At 72.4% G+C, this 19,134-nt stretch carries 18 protein-coding genes; all 18 read right to left on the bottom strand.

Annotated elements, in window-relative coordinates:
* Positions 1–97: 97 nt before the first annotated feature.
* On the bottom strand, positions 98–1,075 hold the full coding sequence (locus tag ACYQ8L_RS11605) for a YbgA family protein (protein ID WP_459941964.1): 978 nt from the start codon (positions 1,073–1,075) through the stop codon (positions 98–100).
* Complete coding sequence (locus tag ACYQ8L_RS11600) at positions 1,072–1,920, bottom strand: ChaN family lipoprotein (RefSeq protein ID WP_459941963.1); 849 nt, start codon at positions 1,918–1,920, stop codon at positions 1,072–1,074. Before ACYQ8L_RS11600 ends, ACYQ8L_RS11605 begins: the two co-directional genes overlap by 4 nt.
* Entirely contained in the window at positions 1,917–3,050 is a 1,134-nt protein-coding gene (locus ACYQ8L_RS11595) for an NAD(P)/FAD-dependent oxidoreductase (RefSeq protein ID WP_459941962.1), read from the bottom strand. Before ACYQ8L_RS11595 ends, ACYQ8L_RS11600 begins: the two co-directional genes overlap by 4 nt.
* On the bottom strand, positions 3,047–4,465 hold the full coding sequence (locus tag ACYQ8L_RS11590; RefSeq protein WP_459941961.1) for a phytoene desaturase family protein: 1,419 nt from the start codon (positions 4,463–4,465) through the stop codon (positions 3,047–3,049). The genes ACYQ8L_RS11595 and ACYQ8L_RS11590 overlap by 4 nt, the downstream gene beginning before the upstream one ends.
* The gene (locus tag ACYQ8L_RS11585) at positions 4,462–5,523 is read right to left on the bottom strand and encodes an STAS domain-containing protein (RefSeq protein ID WP_459941960.1); all 1,062 of its coding nucleotides are present in this window, start codon (positions 5,521–5,523) and stop codon (positions 4,462–4,464) included. Before ACYQ8L_RS11585 ends, ACYQ8L_RS11590 begins: the two co-directional genes overlap by 4 nt.
* Before the next feature lie 207 nt (positions 5,524–5,730).
* Positions 5,731–6,204 (bottom strand): Hsp20/alpha crystallin family protein, encoded by a 474-nt coding sequence (locus ACYQ8L_RS11580; RefSeq protein ID WP_459941959.1) that lies wholly within the window; start codon positions 6,202–6,204, stop codon positions 5,731–5,733.
* A gap of 172 nt (positions 6,205–6,376) precedes the next feature.
* The gene (locus tag ACYQ8L_RS11575; RefSeq protein WP_459941958.1) at positions 6,377–6,808 is read right to left on the bottom strand and encodes a DUF4352 domain-containing protein; all 432 of its coding nucleotides are present in this window, start codon (positions 6,806–6,808) and stop codon (positions 6,377–6,379) included.
* A 35-nt stretch (positions 6,809–6,843) separates the two neighbouring features.
* The gene (gene panB / locus ACYQ8L_RS11570; RefSeq protein ID WP_459941957.1) at positions 6,844–7,650 is read right to left on the bottom strand and encodes a 3-methyl-2-oxobutanoate hydroxymethyltransferase; all 807 of its coding nucleotides are present in this window, start codon (positions 7,648–7,650) and stop codon (positions 6,844–6,846) included.
* The gene (locus ACYQ8L_RS11565) at positions 7,628–8,626 is read right to left on the bottom strand and encodes a ketopantoate reductase family protein (RefSeq protein ID WP_459941956.1); all 999 of its coding nucleotides are present in this window, start codon (positions 8,624–8,626) and stop codon (positions 7,628–7,630) included. The genes panB and ACYQ8L_RS11565 overlap by 23 nt, the downstream gene beginning before the upstream one ends.
* Positions 8,623–9,675 carry a fibronectin type III domain-containing protein gene (locus ACYQ8L_RS11560; protein WP_459941955.1) on the bottom strand — a complete coding sequence of 351 codons (1,053 nt, stop codon included), beginning with the start codon at positions 9,673–9,675 and terminating at the stop codon, positions 8,623–8,625. The genes ACYQ8L_RS11565 and ACYQ8L_RS11560 overlap by 4 nt, the downstream gene beginning before the upstream one ends.
* A gap of 99 nt (positions 9,676–9,774) precedes the next feature.
* The gene (gene argH, locus ACYQ8L_RS11555) at positions 9,775–11,172 is read right to left on the bottom strand and encodes an argininosuccinate lyase (protein WP_459941954.1); all 1,398 of its coding nucleotides are present in this window, start codon (positions 11,170–11,172) and stop codon (positions 9,775–9,777) included.
* A gap of 209 nt (positions 11,173–11,381) precedes the next feature.
* On the bottom strand, positions 11,382–12,587 hold the full coding sequence (locus ACYQ8L_RS11550) for an argininosuccinate synthase (RefSeq protein WP_459941953.1): 1,206 nt from the start codon (positions 12,585–12,587) through the stop codon (positions 11,382–11,384).
* Between the two features lie 379 nt (positions 12,588–12,966).
* Entirely contained in the window at positions 12,967–13,884 is a 918-nt protein-coding gene (gene argF, locus ACYQ8L_RS11545) for an ornithine carbamoyltransferase (RefSeq protein ID WP_459941952.1), read from the bottom strand.
* Between the two features lie 154 nt (positions 13,885–14,038).
* Positions 14,039–15,226 carry an acetylornithine transaminase gene (locus tag ACYQ8L_RS11540; RefSeq protein WP_459941951.1) on the bottom strand — a complete coding sequence of 396 codons (1,188 nt, stop codon included), beginning with the start codon at positions 15,224–15,226 and terminating at the stop codon, positions 14,039–14,041.
* Between the two features lie 4 nt (positions 15,227–15,230).
* Complete coding sequence (argB, locus tag ACYQ8L_RS11535) at positions 15,231–16,136, bottom strand: acetylglutamate kinase (RefSeq protein WP_459941950.1); 906 nt, start codon at positions 16,134–16,136, stop codon at positions 15,231–15,233.
* 91 nt (positions 16,137–16,227) lie between these two features.
* Positions 16,228–17,535, bottom strand: coding sequence for an ATP-dependent protease ATPase subunit HslU (gene hslU / locus ACYQ8L_RS11530; RefSeq protein WP_459941949.1), 1,308 nt, complete (start codon positions 17,533–17,535; stop codon positions 16,228–16,230).
* 6 nt (positions 17,536–17,541) lie between these two features.
* On the bottom strand, positions 17,542–18,084 hold the full coding sequence (hslV, locus tag ACYQ8L_RS11525; protein WP_459941948.1) for an ATP-dependent protease subunit HslV: 543 nt from the start codon (positions 18,082–18,084) through the stop codon (positions 17,542–17,544).
* A gap of 36 nt (positions 18,085–18,120) precedes the next feature.
* On the bottom strand, positions 18,121–19,074 hold the full coding sequence (gene xerC / locus ACYQ8L_RS11520; protein ID WP_459941947.1) for a tyrosine recombinase XerC: 954 nt from the start codon (positions 19,072–19,074) through the stop codon (positions 18,121–18,123).
* Positions 19,075–19,134 lie beyond the last annotated feature (60 nt).

Below are 19,134 nucleotides of genomic sequence, written 5' to 3'. Positions count from 1 at the left end.
CGCGGCCCGGGGAGAAAACCACGGAGGGCACGGAGGACACGGAGGGTTGGGGGGACGGGGGTGTCCTGTACCGGGTTTCGCCCGAGGGGGTGAGGGGTCAGGATTCCCCGTCCGCACGTCCTCGCGTCCCCGCGTCCGCGCCCTCGAGCTCCAACGGGTGCGGCCAGAGGTAGGTCTGGTCCAGCAGGTACGCGACGTCGTAACGCCGGGCCAGGTCGCGGACGAGGGCCAGGACGGCTCCCAGGGGTGTGGTCCCGCCCCGGAACGTCTCGATGGCCTCCGCGAGCCGCGCCCGTTCCGCAGGAGAGGCGCGGCGCCGGAAATAGCCGGCCAGGTGCTGGAGCACGTTCGCGTGGCTCGCCGGGGTCGGGGCCGTGGCCAGGGTGGTGAGGAGCGCGGCCTCGTAAGCCTCCCAGGCGGCTTCGGCGGTTTCCGGGCGGGCCCCCGCCACGATGGGTCCCAGCCGGCGGTACTCCGCCTGGCCGTGGGCCATGAGGTTGTATTTCTCCCGCCGGTGAAAGGCCCGCAGGGGCCCAAGGCCGGGCGCCCCGGCCCGGGCCTCCCGCCAGCGCCGGAGTACCAGTGCCCGCCGGAAGAAGGCGGCCCGTCCCCAGGGGGTCCGCAGGGCCTCCTCCTCGGCCCGGGGCAGGAGGGGAAACCGCCGGGCCAGGGCCGCGGCGAAAAGGCCCGGGGCGGGGGCGGGCTCTCCCTCCCGGGGCCGCTCGGCGTACACCCGGGCCGAGCCCACGGCGCAAGAGGGCGAGCGCGCCTTGAGCACCGCGGCGTCGGCTCCGGTCCGGCCGAGCTCCTCCAGGATCTCCCCGAACCGCGCCGTGAGCTCCGCCGTGCGGTCTTGCCCGGTCTCCACCCCCACGGCCCGGGGTGCCTCTGGATCGCCCACCAGGTCCACGGCCTCCCGCGGCACCCCCAGGTGCCGCTCGGGGCACACCGGAACCCACTCCACCCACTCCGCGAGCGCCTCGAGCCCGGGTTCCCGCTTGTGCCCCCCGTCGTAACGCACGGGCTCCCCGAGGAGACACGCGCTCACCAGGACGCGAAGCCTTCGGTGGCTCACTGCACCTCCCACACGTAGTCGGCGTCTTTGGCCAGGGCGCCGTAGTCGGCGAGGGCGGGGTCGAGTTGGGGTAGGACGACGCGGGTGGGCAGGTCGGGCCGGCGGCGGCGCAGTTGCTCGGGGATGCCGTGGCGCCAGGCGTGGAACCGGCCGGCCAGGACCACCAGCGTCTTTGTGGGATGAGCCTCCAGGTAGTCCAGGGCCCGGTTCGCCATGACGGTGTCCCACACCACCTGGGCCTCGCAGAACCGGCCGAACGCTTCCCCCTCCTCGTCGCCCTTGAGGCCCAGCACCTGGCGCAGGATGTTGCGGTAGCGCTCGTCCACGTCGCACCGGACCACCCGGAGTTCCCGGCGCTCCTCTTCCCCGAGGCTCTGGAACCCCCCGCGGCCCACCTTCTGCACCACCTCCCGGGGGGCGTTCAAGGCCACCAGCGGAATCCCGTGGTTTCGGGCGTAGAGAAAGAGCGGGCGGTAGAGGGGCCAGAGGGTGAAGTCCCAGCCGGCGGCGAACGCGGCCGCGAGGCCCGAGGGCAGCAGTTCGCCCCGGTTCCAGCGGTCGAGGGCCGGCTGGGACCCGGCCTCGAACATCTCGAGCCCCAGGGCCAGGTCCACCCCGCGGGCGTGGAGGGCGTCGAGCACCCGGAGCTGGACCTCGTGGTGGAGGGGGTCGTCGTGGCGCTCCCCCAGGAACACGGCCCGCACGCCCGCGAGATCCCGGGCGAGTTCCCCGAGCGTGAGGACCCGGCCGTCCCGGGCGTGAAACCGGAGTGCCCCGGCCCGGGCGAGGGGGGCCGATGCCACGAACACCAGGAGGAGGACCAAGAGCGCGCGCCGGACGTTCATCGGATCCCCAAGACCCTCGCCGCCCGGCCCGGACTCCCGAGGAGCTCGGCCAGGTACCGGGTCTCGATCAGCTTCTTGGCCGCGGCGGCCGGGAGGCCCCGGACCGGTACCCCCCGGATCACCCCGATGCCGTCCCAGTCCCCCAGGGCCACCACCTCGCCCTCGGGCCGGTACCGCACGGGCTCGGGGTCGCGGCCGGCCAGGAGCGCGAGCGCGTTTCGGGCCGCGGCCGCCCCGTGGAACACGGCCCGCTGGGCGCTCGCCAGGTTCGCCGGGTCCGGGGCGTCGACCCGCACGAAGTCGCCGAGCCCGAACACCTCGGCGCGCCGGGGGTGCTGGAGCGTGGGCCGGAACGGATCGGCCCCGAGGCCCTCCAGGGGCTCGGGCCGCACCCCGACGCACCAGTACACGAGGTCGGCCTCGAGAAACCCGCCCGGATCGAGGTGGACGCCCTCGGGCGCCACCCGGGTCACCGCGGTTCCGAGGCGCAGCTCGATCCGCTTCTGGCCGAACCGCCGCACGAGATAGCGCCGCAGGGCGTCGGAGCACTGGGACCGCTCCAGGGGCACCGGACCCCGCTCCACCACGACCACGTCGCACCGGGCCACCGGGGCGGCCTGCCGCACCATGGCCGCCGCCTCCAGGCCCTCGATCCCGGCCCCGCACACCACCACCCGCTTGCGGGGGCCCCGGGGGGAGCGAATGCCCAGGGCCTCGAACCGGCGGCTCGCCAGATCCGCAGCCTCGTAGGTCTGGAGGCCCACGGTGTGCTCGGCCGCGCCCGGCACCCCGAAGTAGGCGGTGTGACCCCCGGGCCCGGCGAGCAGGACGTCGTACGGGTAGCGGCCGAGGCGGCCCTCCACCTCGCGGCGGTCCGGGTCGACGGCCAGGGCCTCGTCCTGGACGAACCGGGCGCCCCAGGCGGCGGCGAGGCGGTCCAGGGGAAACCGGATGCCCGGTTCGCGGCTCCGGAGCACGGCCCGTTCGTGGAACCGGGTCTTGATGGTGTGGTGGGGGGTGGGGTCGAGGAGCACGACCTCGAGCCGGCCCCGGCCCTCCCGGTGGAGGGCGCGAAGGGCCGCCAGCCCGGCGTAGCCCCCGCCGATGATCAGGATCCGCGGCCGGGTCATGACGCCGCCTCCACCCCGAGATCGCGCAGGACCTCCCGCGCGGCCCACCACCCGCCCATGCCGTGGGCCCCGCCCCCGGGGGGGGTGGAGGCCGAGCACAGGTACCACCCCTTCACCGGCATCCGGTACGCCCGGCGGCCGGGCACCGGCCGCACCAGGGTCTGGGCCAGGTCCTGGACCCCGCCCGTGATGTCCCCGCCCACGAGGTTCGGGTTCTCGGCCTCCAGATCCCGGGCGGTCCGGACGGCCCGTGCCACGATGCAGTCCCGGAACCCCGGGGCGAAGGTTTCGATCCGGGCCTCGATGGGGCCGCTCTCGTCCCGGTCCCATCCCGCCGGCACGTGGCAGTAGGCCCAGGCCGTGTGAAACCCCGGGGGGGCCCGGCTGGGGTCGAAGAGGCTCGGCTGGACCACGATCACGTAGGGCTCGTCGGGCGCCTTGCCGGACCACGGCGCGGCCTCGGAGGCGGCCACGGCCTCGAAGGTCCCCCCCAGGTGCACGGTGCCGGCCTGGCGGCAGACCTCGGCGCGCCAGGGGATCGGGGCCGACAGGGCCCAGTCCACCTTGCACACCCCGGGCCCGTGGCGGAACCGCAGGAGCCGCCGCCGGTATCCGGGCGGGAGCCGGTCGCCGGCGAGGGCCGCCAGGTTCCGGGGCGCCAGGTCGAACACCACGGCCCGGGCGGCCGGCAGGTCCTCGGGCCGGCGGACCCAGGCCCCGGTTTCCACCCGGCCGCCCGCGGCCTCGATGGCGGCCACGAGGCGATCCGCGAGCCGGCCGGTGCCGCCCCGGACCAATGGCCAGCCCACGGCGTGGGCCGAGGCCGCGAGCACCAGGCCGAACGCCGCGGTGGGGGGGCGGTGGAGGGGAAGCACGCCGTGGCCGGCCAGGCCGGCCCACAGGGCCCGCGCCTCCGGGGTCCGGAACCGCCGGGCCAGGGCCTCGGCCGAGCGGGCCGCCCAGAGCCCGAACCGGAGGAACGTACCCGGGTGGCGGGGGATCCCCGGGGGGGAGAGGAGATCGTCCAGGAGGTGGGCCCACCCGTCCACCAGGGGGGCCACGATCCGGCGGTAGGGGGCCGCGTCGGGGCCCAGGGCCCCGGCGGTTTCGCCGAGGCCGGGCAGGAGGGCCACGGCCTCCCCGTCGGCCAGGGCGTGGGCCGCCGGGACCGGCGGATCCACCCATTCGGGCTCCACCCCGAGGGCCTTGAGGGCGGGCGAGGCCCGGGCCATCGGCACCACGGCGGCGCAGTGGTCGTGGACGAAGCCCTCCCGGGTGAGGGGGCCCGACCGCAGGCCCCCGCCGGGGGCGTCGGCCCCCTCGAGCACGAGCACCCGGAGCCCGGCCCGGGCGAGCGCGAGCGCCGCCACGAGCCCGTTGGGCCCCGAGCCCACCACCACGGCGTCCGGGGTCACGGCTTCCGGCCCCCCAGGAGGGCGGCCAAGGGGGTGCGCAGGGCCGCGTTGGCCGGGAGGTTCGCGAGCGCCGCCCACCGGCGCCGGCCCTCCACCCGGGTCTTCGTGGCCGTGACCCGGCCCGGCACACCCACCCGGGCCGCGAACCGCTCGAGGGTCTGGTGCCAGAACCGCTCCTGCTCGGCGTGGCCGAACAGCCGAAACCCCACCTCGTGCCCGGGGTCGCCGGTGCGGGCGAGGCTCTCCACCCGGGCCACGGGGGTTCCCCGGTCGGTGTACACCCGGAAGGTGATCCACCCGGCCTGCATGTGGCCCTTGAGGGTCACGAAGCTGAAGGTGTCGGGCCCCACGTGGAGGATCCGGATGCCGGTCACGAGGGGAGCCCCGCCGGGAAGCCGGATCCGGATGAGCCCCACGGCGCCGGGCTCGACCTCCCCGCCCGGGAGCCACAGATCCGCCCCCTCGGGCCAGAGTTCGCCCAGGTGGGTCCGAAGCTCCTCGGCCAGGCGGTTGACGGAGGGCTCGGCCCCGGGGAGCCGGATCTCGTACACCTTGTGCCACACCTCGCCGAACCCGGTGAACGGGGTCTGGACGGGCAATCCCTGGACGAGCCCCGGGAGGAACCCGGCCGGCGGCTCGCCCCGGAACCGGGCCGGGCCGAGGTGGCCCGCCCACTCGCCGGCCCGGCAGGTGGGCGCGGCCGGGGGCTCGCCCCGTTCGGGGAGCCCCAGGGCCCGGGCCCGGGAGGGGTAGGCCGGGAGCCGGGGGGAGAACCCGAGTTCCCGAAGGAGCGAGGCGCACGGCGCCGGAATCCCGCACAGGGCGAGGCGAAGGCCCGCGCCTTCGGCCGCCAGGAGCGCCCGGTAGAGCACGGTGAGCCCGGAGCCGTCGGCCCGGGTGAGCCCGGCCAGATCCAGGGCCACGACCCGGGCCCCTTCGGCCCGGGCCCGCACGAGCGCATCGTCCACGGCGGCCTGGGCCCGGAAATCGAGCCGGCCCGAGGCCGCGATCACCCCGGCCGCCGGCCCGACGGGGTGCCATTGGGTGGTGAAGGCCATGAAAACGTTCCTTCGGTAAGGAGGCCGAGGGCTGAGAAGCCAGGAGGGCCGGGAGCAATACCCGTAACCCGCCCCCATCTCTCCGTGTGCTCCGTGCCCTCCGTGGTGAAAAAACCACCGCGCAGTGTACCGAACCTCCCGGCCGGGGCAAGGGCACGAAAAAAGGGGCTCCGGAGAGCCCCTGTCGTGGTCGGCCCGCGAGGCGCCTCACTCGACCTTGATCTTGACGCCCTTGGGCTTGGCGGGTTCGGCCTTGGGCAGGGTGAGGGTGAGCACCCCGTCCTTGAGCTTGGCCTTGGCCTTGTTGGGCACGATTTCCGCCGGCAGCGGGACCACCCGCTGGAACGAGCCGTAGGAGGTCTCGCGGTAGTGGTAGTTCTCGTTCTTCTCCTCCTTCTCGGCCTTGCGCTCCCCCCGGATGGTCACGCTGTCCTCGGTGATCGTGACGTCGAGTTCGTCCTTGGAAACCCCCGGCACCTCGGCCGTGAGCACGAACTCCTTGTCGGTCTCCTTGAGGTCCACGCTCGGCACGAACCCGCCCTCCGCGAGGGCCGGGAGGCCGGCGCCCCAGGGCCTCGACCAGCTCCGGAAGAAATCGTCGAAGATCCGGTCCACCTCCTGCCGGAGGCTCCGGAAGGGATCGAGCTGCTTCGATTTGGGTTCCCACTTGATCAGCGCCATGGCGATCACCTCCCCTCACATAAAGTTTTCGGTCTGCGGTCATCGGTCGGCCGATCCCCTGCGGAACCGGCGCCCTCAACATAAGCCCCGAAGGGCCCGGGTCAAGGGCAAACGAAAGGCCGGGATGCACGCAGCACCCCGGCCTTCGGATCCGAACGGTCGGAAACCGCCCTCACCCGATGTCGCCGATCTCCACGTGGGCAAACTCCCCCTCGTCGTAGCCTCCGGAGACGAGGAGCCGGAACCCCTCCTCGGCGGTGGGCTGGAAGTAGAGTTTTCCGTGGAGGGTCTCCCCGGGGTTCAGGGCCATCTTGGGCCAGGTGATCTTGGAGAAGTTCACCTCCCGGGGCCGGCCGTTACCGTCGATGAGCTGGAACGGCGGGAGCTGCACCCGAACGTCCCCCGTGTTGGTCACGGAGACCTCGATGCCGAGGTACTTGTCCTTGCCCTCGGCGTCCTTCTCCCACCAGGCCTTCGTCACGGTGTACTGGAGCTTGCCCACGGTGACCGCCTCGCCCATGGAGTAGACCTCCACGGCGTGGGCGAGCCCCAGGCCCGCCAGGGTGACCAGAACCGCCGCCAGGGTCGTCAGGATCTTTCGCATGGTCTTCCCTCCTTCGGTTGGAACGTGAAAGGGTGTCATCCGTCGCCGAACCCGTGTTCCGGGCCGGGGAAGGCGCCGCCGCGCACCTCGGCGCAGTAGGACTCCACGGCCCGGCGCATCTCGGCCCCCAGGTCGGCGTAGCGCTTCACGAACTTGGGCACGAACCGGTCGAAGAGCCCCACCAGGTCGTGGAGCACCAGGACCTGGCCGTCGCACCGGGGCCCGGCGCCGATGCCGATGGTGGGGATGGAGAGGCTCTGGGAGATCCGGGTGGCGAGCTTCGTGGGCACGCACTCGAGCACCACGGCGAAGGCGCCGGCCGCCTCCACGGCCTTGGCGTCCTCCAGGAGCGCCCGGGCCGCCTCGGGGTCGCGGCCCTGCACCTTGAACCCCCCGAGCTGGGTGGCGGTCTGGGGGGTGAGCCCGATGTGGGCCATCACCGGGATCCCCGCCGTCACGATGGCCTCGATCTTGTCGGCCTGGCTTCGTCCCCCCTCGAGCTTCACACAGTCGGCCCGGGCCTCCTTGACGAGGCGGCCGGCGCTCTCGATCGCCTGCTCCCGGCTCACCTGGTAGGAGAGGAACGGGAGGTCCCCCACCACCAGGGCCCGCTCCGCCCCCCGGGACACGGCCGCGGTGTGGTGGATCATCTCGTCCAGGGTCACGGGCACCGTGTCGGGGTAGCCCAGGCACACCATGCCCAGGCTGTCGCCCACGAGGATGAGGTCCACCCCGGCCTGGTCCACGATCCGGGCCGTGGGGTAGTCGTAGGCCGTGATCATGACGAGCGGCGGGCCGCGGCGCTTGCGCTCCCGGATCTCAGGAATCGTGATCTTGGCCATCGGTCTCCTCCGGGCTCGGGGCGGCGGTACGGTAGCCGAGTTCCAGGGTCTGGATCAACCGCCAGAGGGTGCGGTTGACCGGGGTGGGCACCCCCAGGGCCTCGCCCCGCCGGGCCACGGCGCCCGAGATGAACTCGATCTCGGTGGCGGCCCGGCGGTCCACGTCCTGGCCCATGCTGGAGCGGTTCTCCGCCGTGGCCCGTGCCACCGAGAGGACGAAGGCCACGAGCTCGTCCGGATCCCCCAGGTCCACCCCCTCGGCCCGGGCCACGGCCCAGGCCTCCCGGGCCGCCTCGGCCGCGAGCTCCCGGGCCGGCTCCCACTCGGCCACGGGGCCGTTGCGGATGCCCGCGAGCGCCGTGACGGGGTTGATGGCGCAGTTTACGGCGAGCTTCCTCCACACCGCCGGCCGGGGGTCGTCCACGGCCCGGGCCGGGAGCCCGGCCCGGGTGAACGCGTCGGCCACCCGGGCGGCGAAGGCGTCGGGACCGGGCCGATAGGGGCCGAAAAGGGTCTCCCCCCGGCCGCCGTGGCGGACCTCCCCGGGTCCAATTTGGGTCGCCCCCTGGGCCGTGACCCCCACCAGGAGCCGCTCGGCCGGTACGGCCCGGGCGAGCACGTCTGCCGCGCCCAGGCCGTTCTGGAGGGTCAGGACCCGGGTCTCGGGGCCCAGGAGGGCCGGAAGCGAGGGGAGGACCGAGCGCGTCTGGTGGGCCTTCACGAACACGAGCACCAGGTCCGCCGGGCCGGCCTCGGCCGGATCCATGGTCGCCCGCACCGGCACGTCGGTCACCCCGCCGTCCCGGTGGAGCCGCACCCCCCGGGCGCGCAGGGCCTCCACCTCGGCCGGGTCGATGTCGATCAGGGTCACGGGCACCCCGGCCGCCGCCAGGTGGGCCCCGAACAGACATCCCATGGCCCCGGCGCCCACGATGGCCACCCGGAGGGCCAGGGGATCTCGGTCGACGTTGGTCATGGCGTTTTCCTTCCGGGCTGGGGACCCGGAACCCGGATCTCCACCTCCCGGGAGGGGAGGCTCCGGTTTCCGGCCGCGTCCTCCACCACGATCCAGTACCGCACCACGTGACCCGGGGCGGGGTCCCGGTCCAGGTACCGGGTCTCGGTGCCGTCGACCCGGGCGATCTCCTCCGCTCGGGCGTCCCCCGTCTTCCGGAAGATCCGTACCCGGGCGTAAGGCTCGGGCCCCTCGGATACCCAGGCCAGGAGCACCCCCTCGGGGTCGGGAAACGCGGCCAGGGTGGAGGGGGCCACGGGGGGCGTGGTGTCCACCGCGATGAGGCGCACGGACGCGCCCGGGCTCTCCACCTCCCACCCCTCCGCCGTGCGGCCGGCCACCCGGACCTCGGCCGGATACGACCGGCCGTTCTCGAGCCCCCCCACCTCGACCCCGCCGTCGGCCGCCGGGGCCCGGGCCAGCAGCCCGCCCCGGGCCCCGTAGACCCGCAGTTCCAGGGGTTCGACCCCCTCGGGCCAGGGGGCGGGCTCCACCCGCACGAAGGCCCGGCTGTCGCCCGGGATCGGCTCCGCCCGGGGGGGCGCAAGGGCGGTCCAGGTGATGTCGGCCGGCGCCGACGCCGGGCCCGGCCGGCCTTCGGGGTCCAGGGCTCTCACCCGGTAGCGGTAGGTCCAGCCCGGCCGGACGTCCGGGTCCTCCCAGGCCTCGGCCGGAAGCCCCCGGGCCGCCCGCTCGGCAGGATCCACCCGTGCGACCACCCGGGCGTCCTCGGGGCACGAGGCGCAGGCGTCCTCGCCGGGGGCCCACGCGGCCCGCAGCACGGCGTAGCCCCCGAGCCCTTCGAGGGGCCGGCCGCCCAGGTCTTTGCGGGGTCGGTCCCAGGCGACCCGAAGCATCCCCCCGGGGGCCGAGAGCCGGACCCCTTCGGGCGCGGCCGGAAGCCGCAGGCTCGAGGGCACCGGGTCGCCCCGGCGCCCGCACCCCGCGGCAAGCGCGACGAGAACCACCGTGAGGAGGACTCTGGGACCGACCGGGGCGGTGCGGATCATCGGGAACCGCAGCGGCGAGTGGCTCGGGTGCATCCGGGGGCCCGGAGGACTCTCATCTCCGTGGTCTCCGTGTCCTCCGTGGTGTTCATGCGACGGCCCCTACTCCCGCCGGGGCCAGACCGCGTCGAGGCGGGTCCAGCCGAGCTGGGCCTCCCGCCGCACGTTGTCCGGGGCGGGCCCCCCGAGCACGGTGCGCCGGGCCACGCTGGCCTCGGGGTCGAGCACGGCGTAGACGTCCTCCTCGAACAGGGGCGAGACGGAGCGGAAGGTCTCGAGGTCCAGGTCCTCCAGGCCACACCCCTTGGCCTCGGCCAGGGCCACGAGCCGGCCGGCCGCCTCGTGGGCCTGGCGGAACGGCAAGCCCTTGGCGGCCAGGTAGTCGGCCAGCTCCGTGGCCAGGAGGAACCCGGCCTTGAGGGCCGCCCGGGCGCGGTCGGGCCGCACCTTGAGGTGGCGCATCACCTCCACCGTGATCGCGAGGCTCCCCTTCACGGTATCGAGGGTGTCGAACACCGGCTCCTTGTCCTCCTGCATGTCCTTGTTGTAGGCCAGCGGGAGGGCCTTGAGGGTGGTGAGCAGCGCGATCAGGTTGCCGTAGGCCCGGCCGGTCTTGCCCCTGAGGAGCTCCGGCACGTCGGGGTTCTTCTTCTGGGGCATGATGGACGAGCCCGTGCAGAACCCGTCGGAGAGCTCGATGAACCCGAACTCCTGGCTCGACCACAGGACGAGCTCCTCGGAGAGCCGGGAGAGGTGCATCATCACCACCGACCCGGCGAACAGGAACTCCAGGGCGAAGTCCCGGTCGGACACGGCGTCGAGGCTGTTGCGGCACACCTCGTCGAACCCGAGGTCCCGGGCCACCCGCTCCCGGTCCAGGGGGTAGGGCGACCCCGCCAGGGCCCCGGCGCCCAGGGGGGAGCGCCGGATCCGCCCGAGGGCGTCCCGGTAGCGCTCCATGTCCCGGAGGAACATCTCGAAGTAGGCGAGCCAGTGGTGGCCGAAGGTCACGGGTTGGGCCCGCTGGAGGTGGGTGTATCCGGGCAGGAGGATGTCGGCCTCGGCCTCGGCCCGCTCCAGGAGCACCTCCCCCAGCCCCCGCAGGAGGTCGAGGATCTCGGGCACCTCGTCCGCGAGGTAGAGCCGCAGATCCAGGGCCACCTGGTCGTTGCGGCTCCGGGCGGTGTGGAGCTTTCCGCCCACCGGTCCCACGAGCTCGGTGAGCCGGTGCTCCACGTTCATGTGGATGTCCTCCAGGGCCTCGGTGAGCTCGAGCTCGCCGCGCTCGATCTCGGCCAGCACCCGCTCCAGGCCCCGCACCAGGGTCTCGGCCTCGTCCTCGGTCAGGATGCCCACGGCCGCGAGCATGCGGGCGTGGGCGATGGACCCCCGGATGTCCTGGCGGTACATCCGGCGGTCGAACCCGATCGAGGCCGTGAACCGCTCGACGATCTTCAGGGTCTCTTCGCGGAACCGTCCGCCCCAGGGTTTTTCGGCCATGAGGAACCTCGTAACGGCTGGGAGGCTGGGAAGCTAGAAAGCTAGAAAGCTGGGAGGCTCGGACGCCCAGATACCGCCGATCCGCGGCGGCGTCCACCCCCCGTGGCCGCCTCCTGTGCGCGCGGGAGGCGGCGCGCTCGCGGCCGCCGCATCGTCGGGTCCGCCCGGGGGCCCGAGCGGACCGGGTTCGGAGCGGCCCGGAGCGCCCTTCAGCCCATCAGCTTTTTGAGCGTGCGCAATCGCAGGGCGTTCAGTTTGATGAACCCGGTGGCGTCGGCCTGGTTGTACACCGTGTCCTCCTCGAAGGTGGCCACCTCGGGGTCGTAGAGGCTCCGGGGGCTCTTGCGGCCCACCACGATGCAGTTGCCCTTGTAGAGCTTGAGCCGGGCCGTGCCGGTCACGTTCTTCTGGGCCTCGTCCATGAAGGTCTGGAGCGCTTCGCGCTCGGGCGCGAACCAGAACCCGTTGTAGACGAGCTCGGCGTACTTGGGCACCAGGGAGTCCCGGAGGTGCATGACCTCCCGGTCCATGGTGAGGCTCTCCACAGCCCGGTGGGCGGCGCGCCAGATGGTGCCGCCCGGGGTCTCGTACACGCCCCGGCTCTTCATGCCCACGAACCGGTTCTCCACGATGTCCACCCGGCCCACGCCGTGGCGGCCGCCGATCTCATTGAGGCGCTGCAGGAGCGCCGCCGGGGAGAGCCGCTCGCCGTTCACGGCCACGGGGTTTCCGGCCTCGAACTCCACCTCCACGTACTCGGGCTCGTCCGGGGCCTTCTCGGGGCTCACCGAGAGCACGAACATGTCCTCGTCGGGCTCCCGCCAGGGGTCCTCCAGGATGCCGCCCTCGAAGGAGATGTGCAGGAGGTTCCGGTCGCTGGAGTAGGGCTTGGCTTTGGTGACCGGCACGGGGATGCCGTGCTTCTGCGCGTAGTCGATGAGCTTCTCCCGGGAGTTCAGGTCCCACTCCCGCCAGGGGGCGATGACCCGGATGTCGGGCTTGAGGGCGTAGGCCGTGAGCTCGAACCGCACCTGGTCGTTGCCCTTTCCGGTGGCCCCGTGGGCCACGGCATCGGCGCCCTCGGCCTCGGCGATCTCGATCATGCGCTTCGCGATGAGCGGCCGGGCGATGGAGGTTCCGAGCAGGTACGAGCCCTCGTACACCGCGGCCGCCCGGAACATGGGGAACACGAAGTCCCGGACGAACTCCTCCCGGAGGTCGTCGATGTAGACCTTGGAGGCCCCGGTGCGAAGGGCCTTCTCCTCGAGCCCCTCGAGTTCCTCGGCCTGGCCCAGGTCGGCCGAGAACGCGATCACCTCGCACCCGTAGGTCTCGACGAGCCACTTGAGAATCACGGAGGTGTCGAGGCCCCCGGAGTAGGCCAGAACCACCTTTTTCACGCTGCCCTTTGCCATGGTCGTTCGCTCCTTGAAAGGCTGGAAAGCGGGAAAGCTGGGAAGCTGGAAAGCTAGAAAGCTTCCCAGCGCCCCTTTGGGGCGCCTTTGTGCATGACAGTAACGCCCGAGTCAGGGCCCGGGTGTAGGAGCGGCGTCCCCGCCGCGATCCGGGCCGAAGGCCCGAAGGGACATGGTCGAGGCTCGAAAGCCGCTCCCACAGGTTGGGACAACCGCCGACGCTGAAATCCCAAAGGATTTTGGCCTCCTAGCGTCCCAGCCTCCTAGCTTTCCAGCGGGAAGTTACTTGGAAGCTGGAAAGCCCCCGTGTCCGCACCGGATCGCTTGGGTCAGACCTTGGGGCGGCCCCCGGGCGGCGGCACGGGTTCGCCCCCGGGGATCACGCCCCGCCCCGCACCAGGGTCACGAGGATCGCCTTTTGGACGTGGAGGCGGTTTTCGGCCTCGTCCCACACGGCCGACTGGGGCCCCTCCAGCACTTCTTCGGTCACCTCCTCCCCCCGGTGGGCCGGCAGGCAGTGGAGGAAGAGGGCGTCAGGGGCCGCCGCGGCCATCACCCCGGCGTCCACGGTGTACCCGGCGAAGGCCCGGCGCCGGGCCTCCTGCTCGGCCTCCTGGCCCATCGAGGCCCAGACGTCGGTCGTGACCACGTGGGCGCCCTGGGCGGCCCAGCCGGGGTCGCGGCCGAGCTCCACGTCGGCCCGCGCCTCCCGTGCCGCGGCCAGGATCTCGCCGTTCGGGTCGTACCCCTCGGGGCAGGCGAGCCGCAGCCCGAACCCCAGGACCCGGGCGGCGTGGATCCAGGAGTGGGCCATGTTGTTCCCGTCGCCGATCCAGGCCACCCGGAGCCCCTCGAGGCTCCCCCGGCGTTCGAGCACGGTGAGAAGATCGGCCATGACCTGGCAGGGGTGCAGGAGATCCGTAAGCCCGTTGATCACCGGCACCGAGGCCCAGTGGGCGAGTTCTTCGAGCACGTGCTGGCCGTAGGTGCGCACCATGATGGCGTCCACGTAGCGCGACAGCACCCGGGCCGTGTCCTTGATGGGCTCGCCCCGGCCGATCTGGGTGTCGCGGGGCGACAGGAAGAGCGCATGGCCCCCGAGCTGGAACATGCCCACCTCGAACGACACCCGGGTGCGGGTGCTCGACTTTTCGAAGAGCATGGCCAGGGTCTTGCCCTCGAGAAGCCGGTGGGGCTCCCCCCGGGCCTGGCGGGCTTTGAGGTCCCGGGCCAGCTCCAGGATGCCGAGGAGTTCGTCCCGGCCGAAGTCCGTGAGTTTGAGAAAGTGCTTGGGCATGGCAGTTCTCGTTCGGCTAGAAAGCTAGAAGGCTAGAAGGCTGGAAAGCTAGAAAGCTGGAAGGCCGGCTTCCCGCGGTGAGCCGGGCGAGAAGGTCGGACCCAAAGGTGCCTTGGCGTCCTGGCTTCCTAGCCTCCCCGCTTCCCAGCCGTGTTCAAAGCACCTCGTCGAGCGCCGCGAGCAGGGCGTCGATCTCCTCCGTTTCCACGATCAGGGGCGGGGCGAGCCGCACCACCTGCTCCCCGGCCGAGCCCACCAGGAACCCCCGGTCCATCATCGCCGTGACCACGTCCTTGGCCTTCCGGTCGGCCGCGAGCTCGATGCCGATCAAGAGGCCCCGGCCCCGCACGGCCGTAACGCCGGGGCGGCCGGCCGCCAGGTCTTCGAGCCGCTCCACCAGGTACGCGCCCATGCGCCGGGTGTGCTCCAGGATCCCCTCCTGGAGGATCGTGCGCACCGTGGCGAGGGCCGCCGCGCACACGAGCGGGTTGCCGCCGAAGGTGGAGGCGTGGGTGCCCGGGCCGAAGCTCCGGGCCACGGCCTCGGTCGCCAGCACCGCCCCGATGGGCACCCCGCCCCCCAGGCCCTTGGCCAGGGTGCAGATGTCGGGCTTCACGCCCTCGTGCTCGGCCGCCAGGAACGTGCCGGTGCGGCCCACGCCGGTCTGGACCTCGTCGAGGATCAAAAGGACGCCCCGCACGTCGCACAGCTCCCGCACCCGCCGGAGGTAGCCCTCGGAGGGCACCCGCACCCCGCCCTCCCCCTGGATCGGCTCCAGGAGCACGGCGGCCGTCCGGGGCCCCACGGCCTCCTCCAAGGCGGCGAGGTCGTCGTAGGGCACGTAGGTGAACCCCGGCGGGAGCGGATCGAACCCCACCTTCACCTTGTCCTGGCCCGTGGCGGTGAGGGTGGCCAGGGTGCGGCCGTGGAAGCTCAGGGTGGCCGACACGATCTCGTAGCGCTCCGGCTGCCCCCGGTCCTTCTGGACCTTGCGGGCGAGCTTGATGGCGCCCTCGTTGGCCTCGGCCCCGCTGTTACAGAAGAACACCCGGTCGGCGAAGGTCACCTCGGTCAGGAGCTTCGCCAGCCGGACCTGGGGCTCGATGTGGTAGAGGTTCGACACGTGCAGCAGCGTCCCCGCCTGCTCCCGGATCGCCTCCACCACGTGGGGGTGGCAGTGGCCCAGGTTGCACACCGCGATACCGGCCAGAAAGTCCAGGTACTGGCGGCCGTCGGCGTCCCACACCCGCATGCCCTGGCCCCGCACCAGGGCCACCGGGAACCGGGCGTAGGTGGGCATGAGGCAGGTGGCGGCGAGGTCTGCAATCTCCTGGTTTCCCATGATGTCAGCCTTTCACGATCTCGGTACCCACCCCGCCCCGGGTGAAGATCTCCAGGAGCACGGCGTGGCGGGCCCGGCCGTCCACGATGTGCACCTTGCCCACCCCCTCTTCGAGGGCGTCGAGGGCGCAGCGCACCTTGGGGATCATGCCGCCCCGGATCACCCCCGCCTCGATGAGGCCGGGCACCTCGGAGGCTCGCACCGTGGAGATGAGCCGGCCCTCGGCGTCGAGGATCCCCTCCACGTCGGTCAGGAGCACGAGCTTTTCGGCCTTGAGGGCCCCGGCGATCCGGCCGGCCACGAGGTCGGCGTTGATGTTGTAGGTTTCGCCGTTCTCGCCCGCGCCCACCGGGGCGATCACCGGGATGAACCCCCCCCGGTCCAGCGACTCGATGACCTGGGGGTTGATCCGCTCCACCTCCCCCACGGCCCCGATGTCCACGATCTCGGGCGGAAGGTCGTCGCCCCGGCGGCGCTCCATGAGGAGCTTCTTGGCCCGGATGAGCCCCCCGTCCTTGCCGGTGAGCCCGACGGCCCGGCCGCCGTGGAGTTGGATCAGGTTCACGATCTCCTTGTTCACCTTGCCCCCGAGCACCATCTCCACCACGTCCATGGTGGCGCCGTCGGTCACGCGCATGCCGTCCACGAAGGTGCTCTCGATCTGCATGCGCTCGAGGACCCGGTTGATCTGGGGCCCCCCGCCGTGGACCACCACGGGATTGAGGCCGATGTATTTGAGGAGCACCACGTCCCGGGCGAAGCTCTCCTTGAGGGCCTCGTCCACCATGGCGTGGCCGCCGTACTTGATGACCACCACCTTGCCGTAGAAGGCCCGGATGTACGGCAGGGCCTCGTGGAGCACCTGGGCTTTTTGGATGAGTTCTTCCGGATAGGATCGGTCTCCCGTCATCGGTCGTCGGTCTCCGTGCCAGGGCCCCGGACTTCGGGGGACAGGTATCCGAGGAATCCTGTCTTCTGAACTCTGAATTCTGATCGCTGACTCACAGGATGTACCGCGACACGTCCGTGTCGGCCACGATGTCCTTGAGCCGCTCGCGCACGTAGGCGCGGTCCACCACGACCTTGCGCTCCGCCAGGTCGGGCGCCGTGAAGCTCAGTTCCTCCAGCACCCGTTCCATGATGGTGTGGAGCCGGCGGGCCCCGATGTTCTCCGTTTTCTCGTTCACCCGGGCCGCCATGTCGGCCATCTCCTCGATGCCGTCGGGGGTGAACTCGAGCTCGATCCCCTCGGTTTGGAGGAGGGCCTGGTACTGGCGGGTCAGGGCGTTTTGGGGCTCGGTCAGGATCCGTACGAAATCGTCCTTGCCCAGGGGGTCGAGCTCGACCCGGATCGGGAACCGGCCCTGGAGCTCGGGAATGAGGTCCGAGGGTTTCGCCATGTGGAACGCGCCGGCCGCGATGAACAGGATGTGGTCGGTCTTGACCACCCCGTATTTGGTGTGGACCGTGCTGCCCTCGACGATGGGAAGGATGTCGCGCTGCACCCCCTCCCGCGACACGTCGGGTCCCCGGCCGCCCTCCCGGGCCGCGATCTTGTCGATCTCGTCGATGAAGATGATCCCGTCGTTCTGGGCCTTCTCCAGGGCGAGCTCGGTCACCCGCTCCTGGTCCACGAGCCGGGCGGCCTCCTGCTCCTTCAAGACCTCCCGGGCCTCGGGGATCTTCATGCTCTTTCGCTTGCGGCGCTTGGGAAAGAGGTTCCCGAGCATGTCCTGGATCTGGAGGCCCATCTCCTCCATGCCCTGGCCGGTGAAGATCTCCATGGCCGGGGTGGGGGCCTGGGCCGCGATCTCCACCTCCACGACCCGGTCGTCCAGGGCCCCGGCCCGGAGCATCTGCCGGAGCCTCTCCCGGGTGGCGGTGTCGCCGGAGTGGCCGGGCAGAAGGAGGTCGAGGATCTTCTCCTCGGCCAGTTCCTCGGCCCGGGCGGCCACCCGGGCCTGCTCCTCCTCCTGCACCATGGCCACGGCCACCCGCACCAGGTCCCGGACCATGCTCTCCACGTCCCGGCCCACGTAGCCCACCTCGGTGAACTTGCTCGCCTCCACCTTGACGAAGGGGGCGCCGGCCAGCCGGGCCAGGCGCCGGGCGATCTCGGTCTTCCCGACCCCGGTCGGCCCGATCATCAGGATGTTTTTGGGGGTGATCTCGTCCCGGAGGTCCTCGGACACCTGGCGGCGGCGCCAGCGGTTCCGGAGCGCGATGGCCACGGCCTTTTTGGCCTTGTGCTGGCCGACGATGTAGCGGTCCAGTTCCGACACCACCTCCCGGGGGGTGAACACGGCCATGGGGGTCTATCCTCCCAGTTCCTCGAGTTCCACCGAGTCGTTCGTGTAGATGCAGATCCGGGCCGCGGCCTTCAGGGCCTCGCGGGCGATCTCGGCCGCCCCCAGGGCCGTGTGCTCGTACAGCGCGAGCCCCGCGGCCAGGGCGTAGGGGCCGCCCGACCCGATGGCCACCACCCCCTCCTCGGGCTCCACCACGTCCCCGGTGCCCGAAAGGAGCAAAGTGGCCTCCCGGTCGGCCACGAGCAGCATGGCCTCGAGCCGGCGCAGGTACTTGTCGGTGCGCCAGTCCTTGGCCAGTTCCACCGCGGCCCGGTGGAGGCTCCCGCCGTGGGCCTCGAGCTTGCCCTCGAACCGCTCGAGCAGGGTGAAGGCGTCGGCCGTGGCTCCGGCGAACCCGGCGAGGATCTTGCCCTCCCGGAGTTTGCGCACCTTGCGGGCCGTGCGCTTCAAGACGGTGGCCCCGAAGGTCACCTGGCCGTCGCCGGCCATGGCCACCCGGCCGTCGCGGCGCACGCACACGATGGTGGTTCCGTGGAACGTCTGGGTCATCTCGGTCTTCCGTTTGGACGGCGGGCCGTCCGGCCGTCAGGTCTGGGAGTCGGTCGGGGTCTTTCGCCCGGGCCCGTCCCGGCGCGCCCGGGGGTGGGCCCGGTCGTAGACCCGCATGAGCTGTTCGATCCCCACGTGGGTGTATTTCTGCGTGGTCGAAAGGCTCCGGTGGCCCAGGAGCTCCTGGATCGCCCTTAGGTCCGCCCCCGCGGCCAGGAGGTGGGTGGCGAAGCTGTGGCGCAGGAGGTGCGGGTGCACCCGCCGGGCCAGGGCCGCCTTGTCGATCCACCGGTCGATCACCCGCCGGACGCTCCGGTCGGTGAGTCGGCCGCCCCGGTGGTTCAAAAACACCGGCCCCTCGGGCTCGACCGGCCGCCCCGCACGGTCCCGGGCGGCGAAATAGGCCTCCAGGGCCCGAACGCTTGGGACGGTGAGGGGCACCTCCCGTTCCACCCGGCCCTTCCCCCGGATGCGGGCAAGCCCCTGGCGCAGCCGAAGATCCCGGCCGTCGAGGCCCACGAGCTCGGAGACCCGGATGCCGGTGCCGTAGAGGAGCTCCAGCATGGCCCGGTCCCGGAGGGCCAGGAGGCCGTCGCCCTCCACCGCGTCCAAGAGGGCGAACGCCTCGTCCACCGAGAGCACCCCGGGCAGGCGCTTGGCCAGCTTGGGCGCGGTCACGGCCGCGGCCGGGTTCGCCTCGATGTACCCCTCGCGCACCAGGAACCGGAAGAACGCCCGGAGCGACGAGAGGGCCCGACTCACGGTGGCCCGGCTTTTCCGGCCGTGGAGCGAGGCCAGGTACGCGCGCACGTCACCGGGCTCCAGCCCGGCCCAGAGCTTGGGGCCCCGCGCCCCGGTGCGCGCCCCGGCCCACTCGGCGAACCGCCGGAGGTCGCCGGCGTAGTTTCGCACCGTGTGGTCCGAGGCGTTTCGCTCATAGCGGAGGTGGTCCAGGAACGCGTCCACCCACGGATCCGGAGCCTCGGCCATCTGCCACCTGCTTCGCGCGGCGGAACGGGCGGGCCGCCCGTCGCCCATTCTGTACTAAGA

It is taken from the genome of Deferrisoma palaeochoriense, assembly GCF_054656955.1.
Note: the sequence above shows the minus strand (reverse complement) of the source record. Positions and strands in the feature narration are given on the sequence as shown.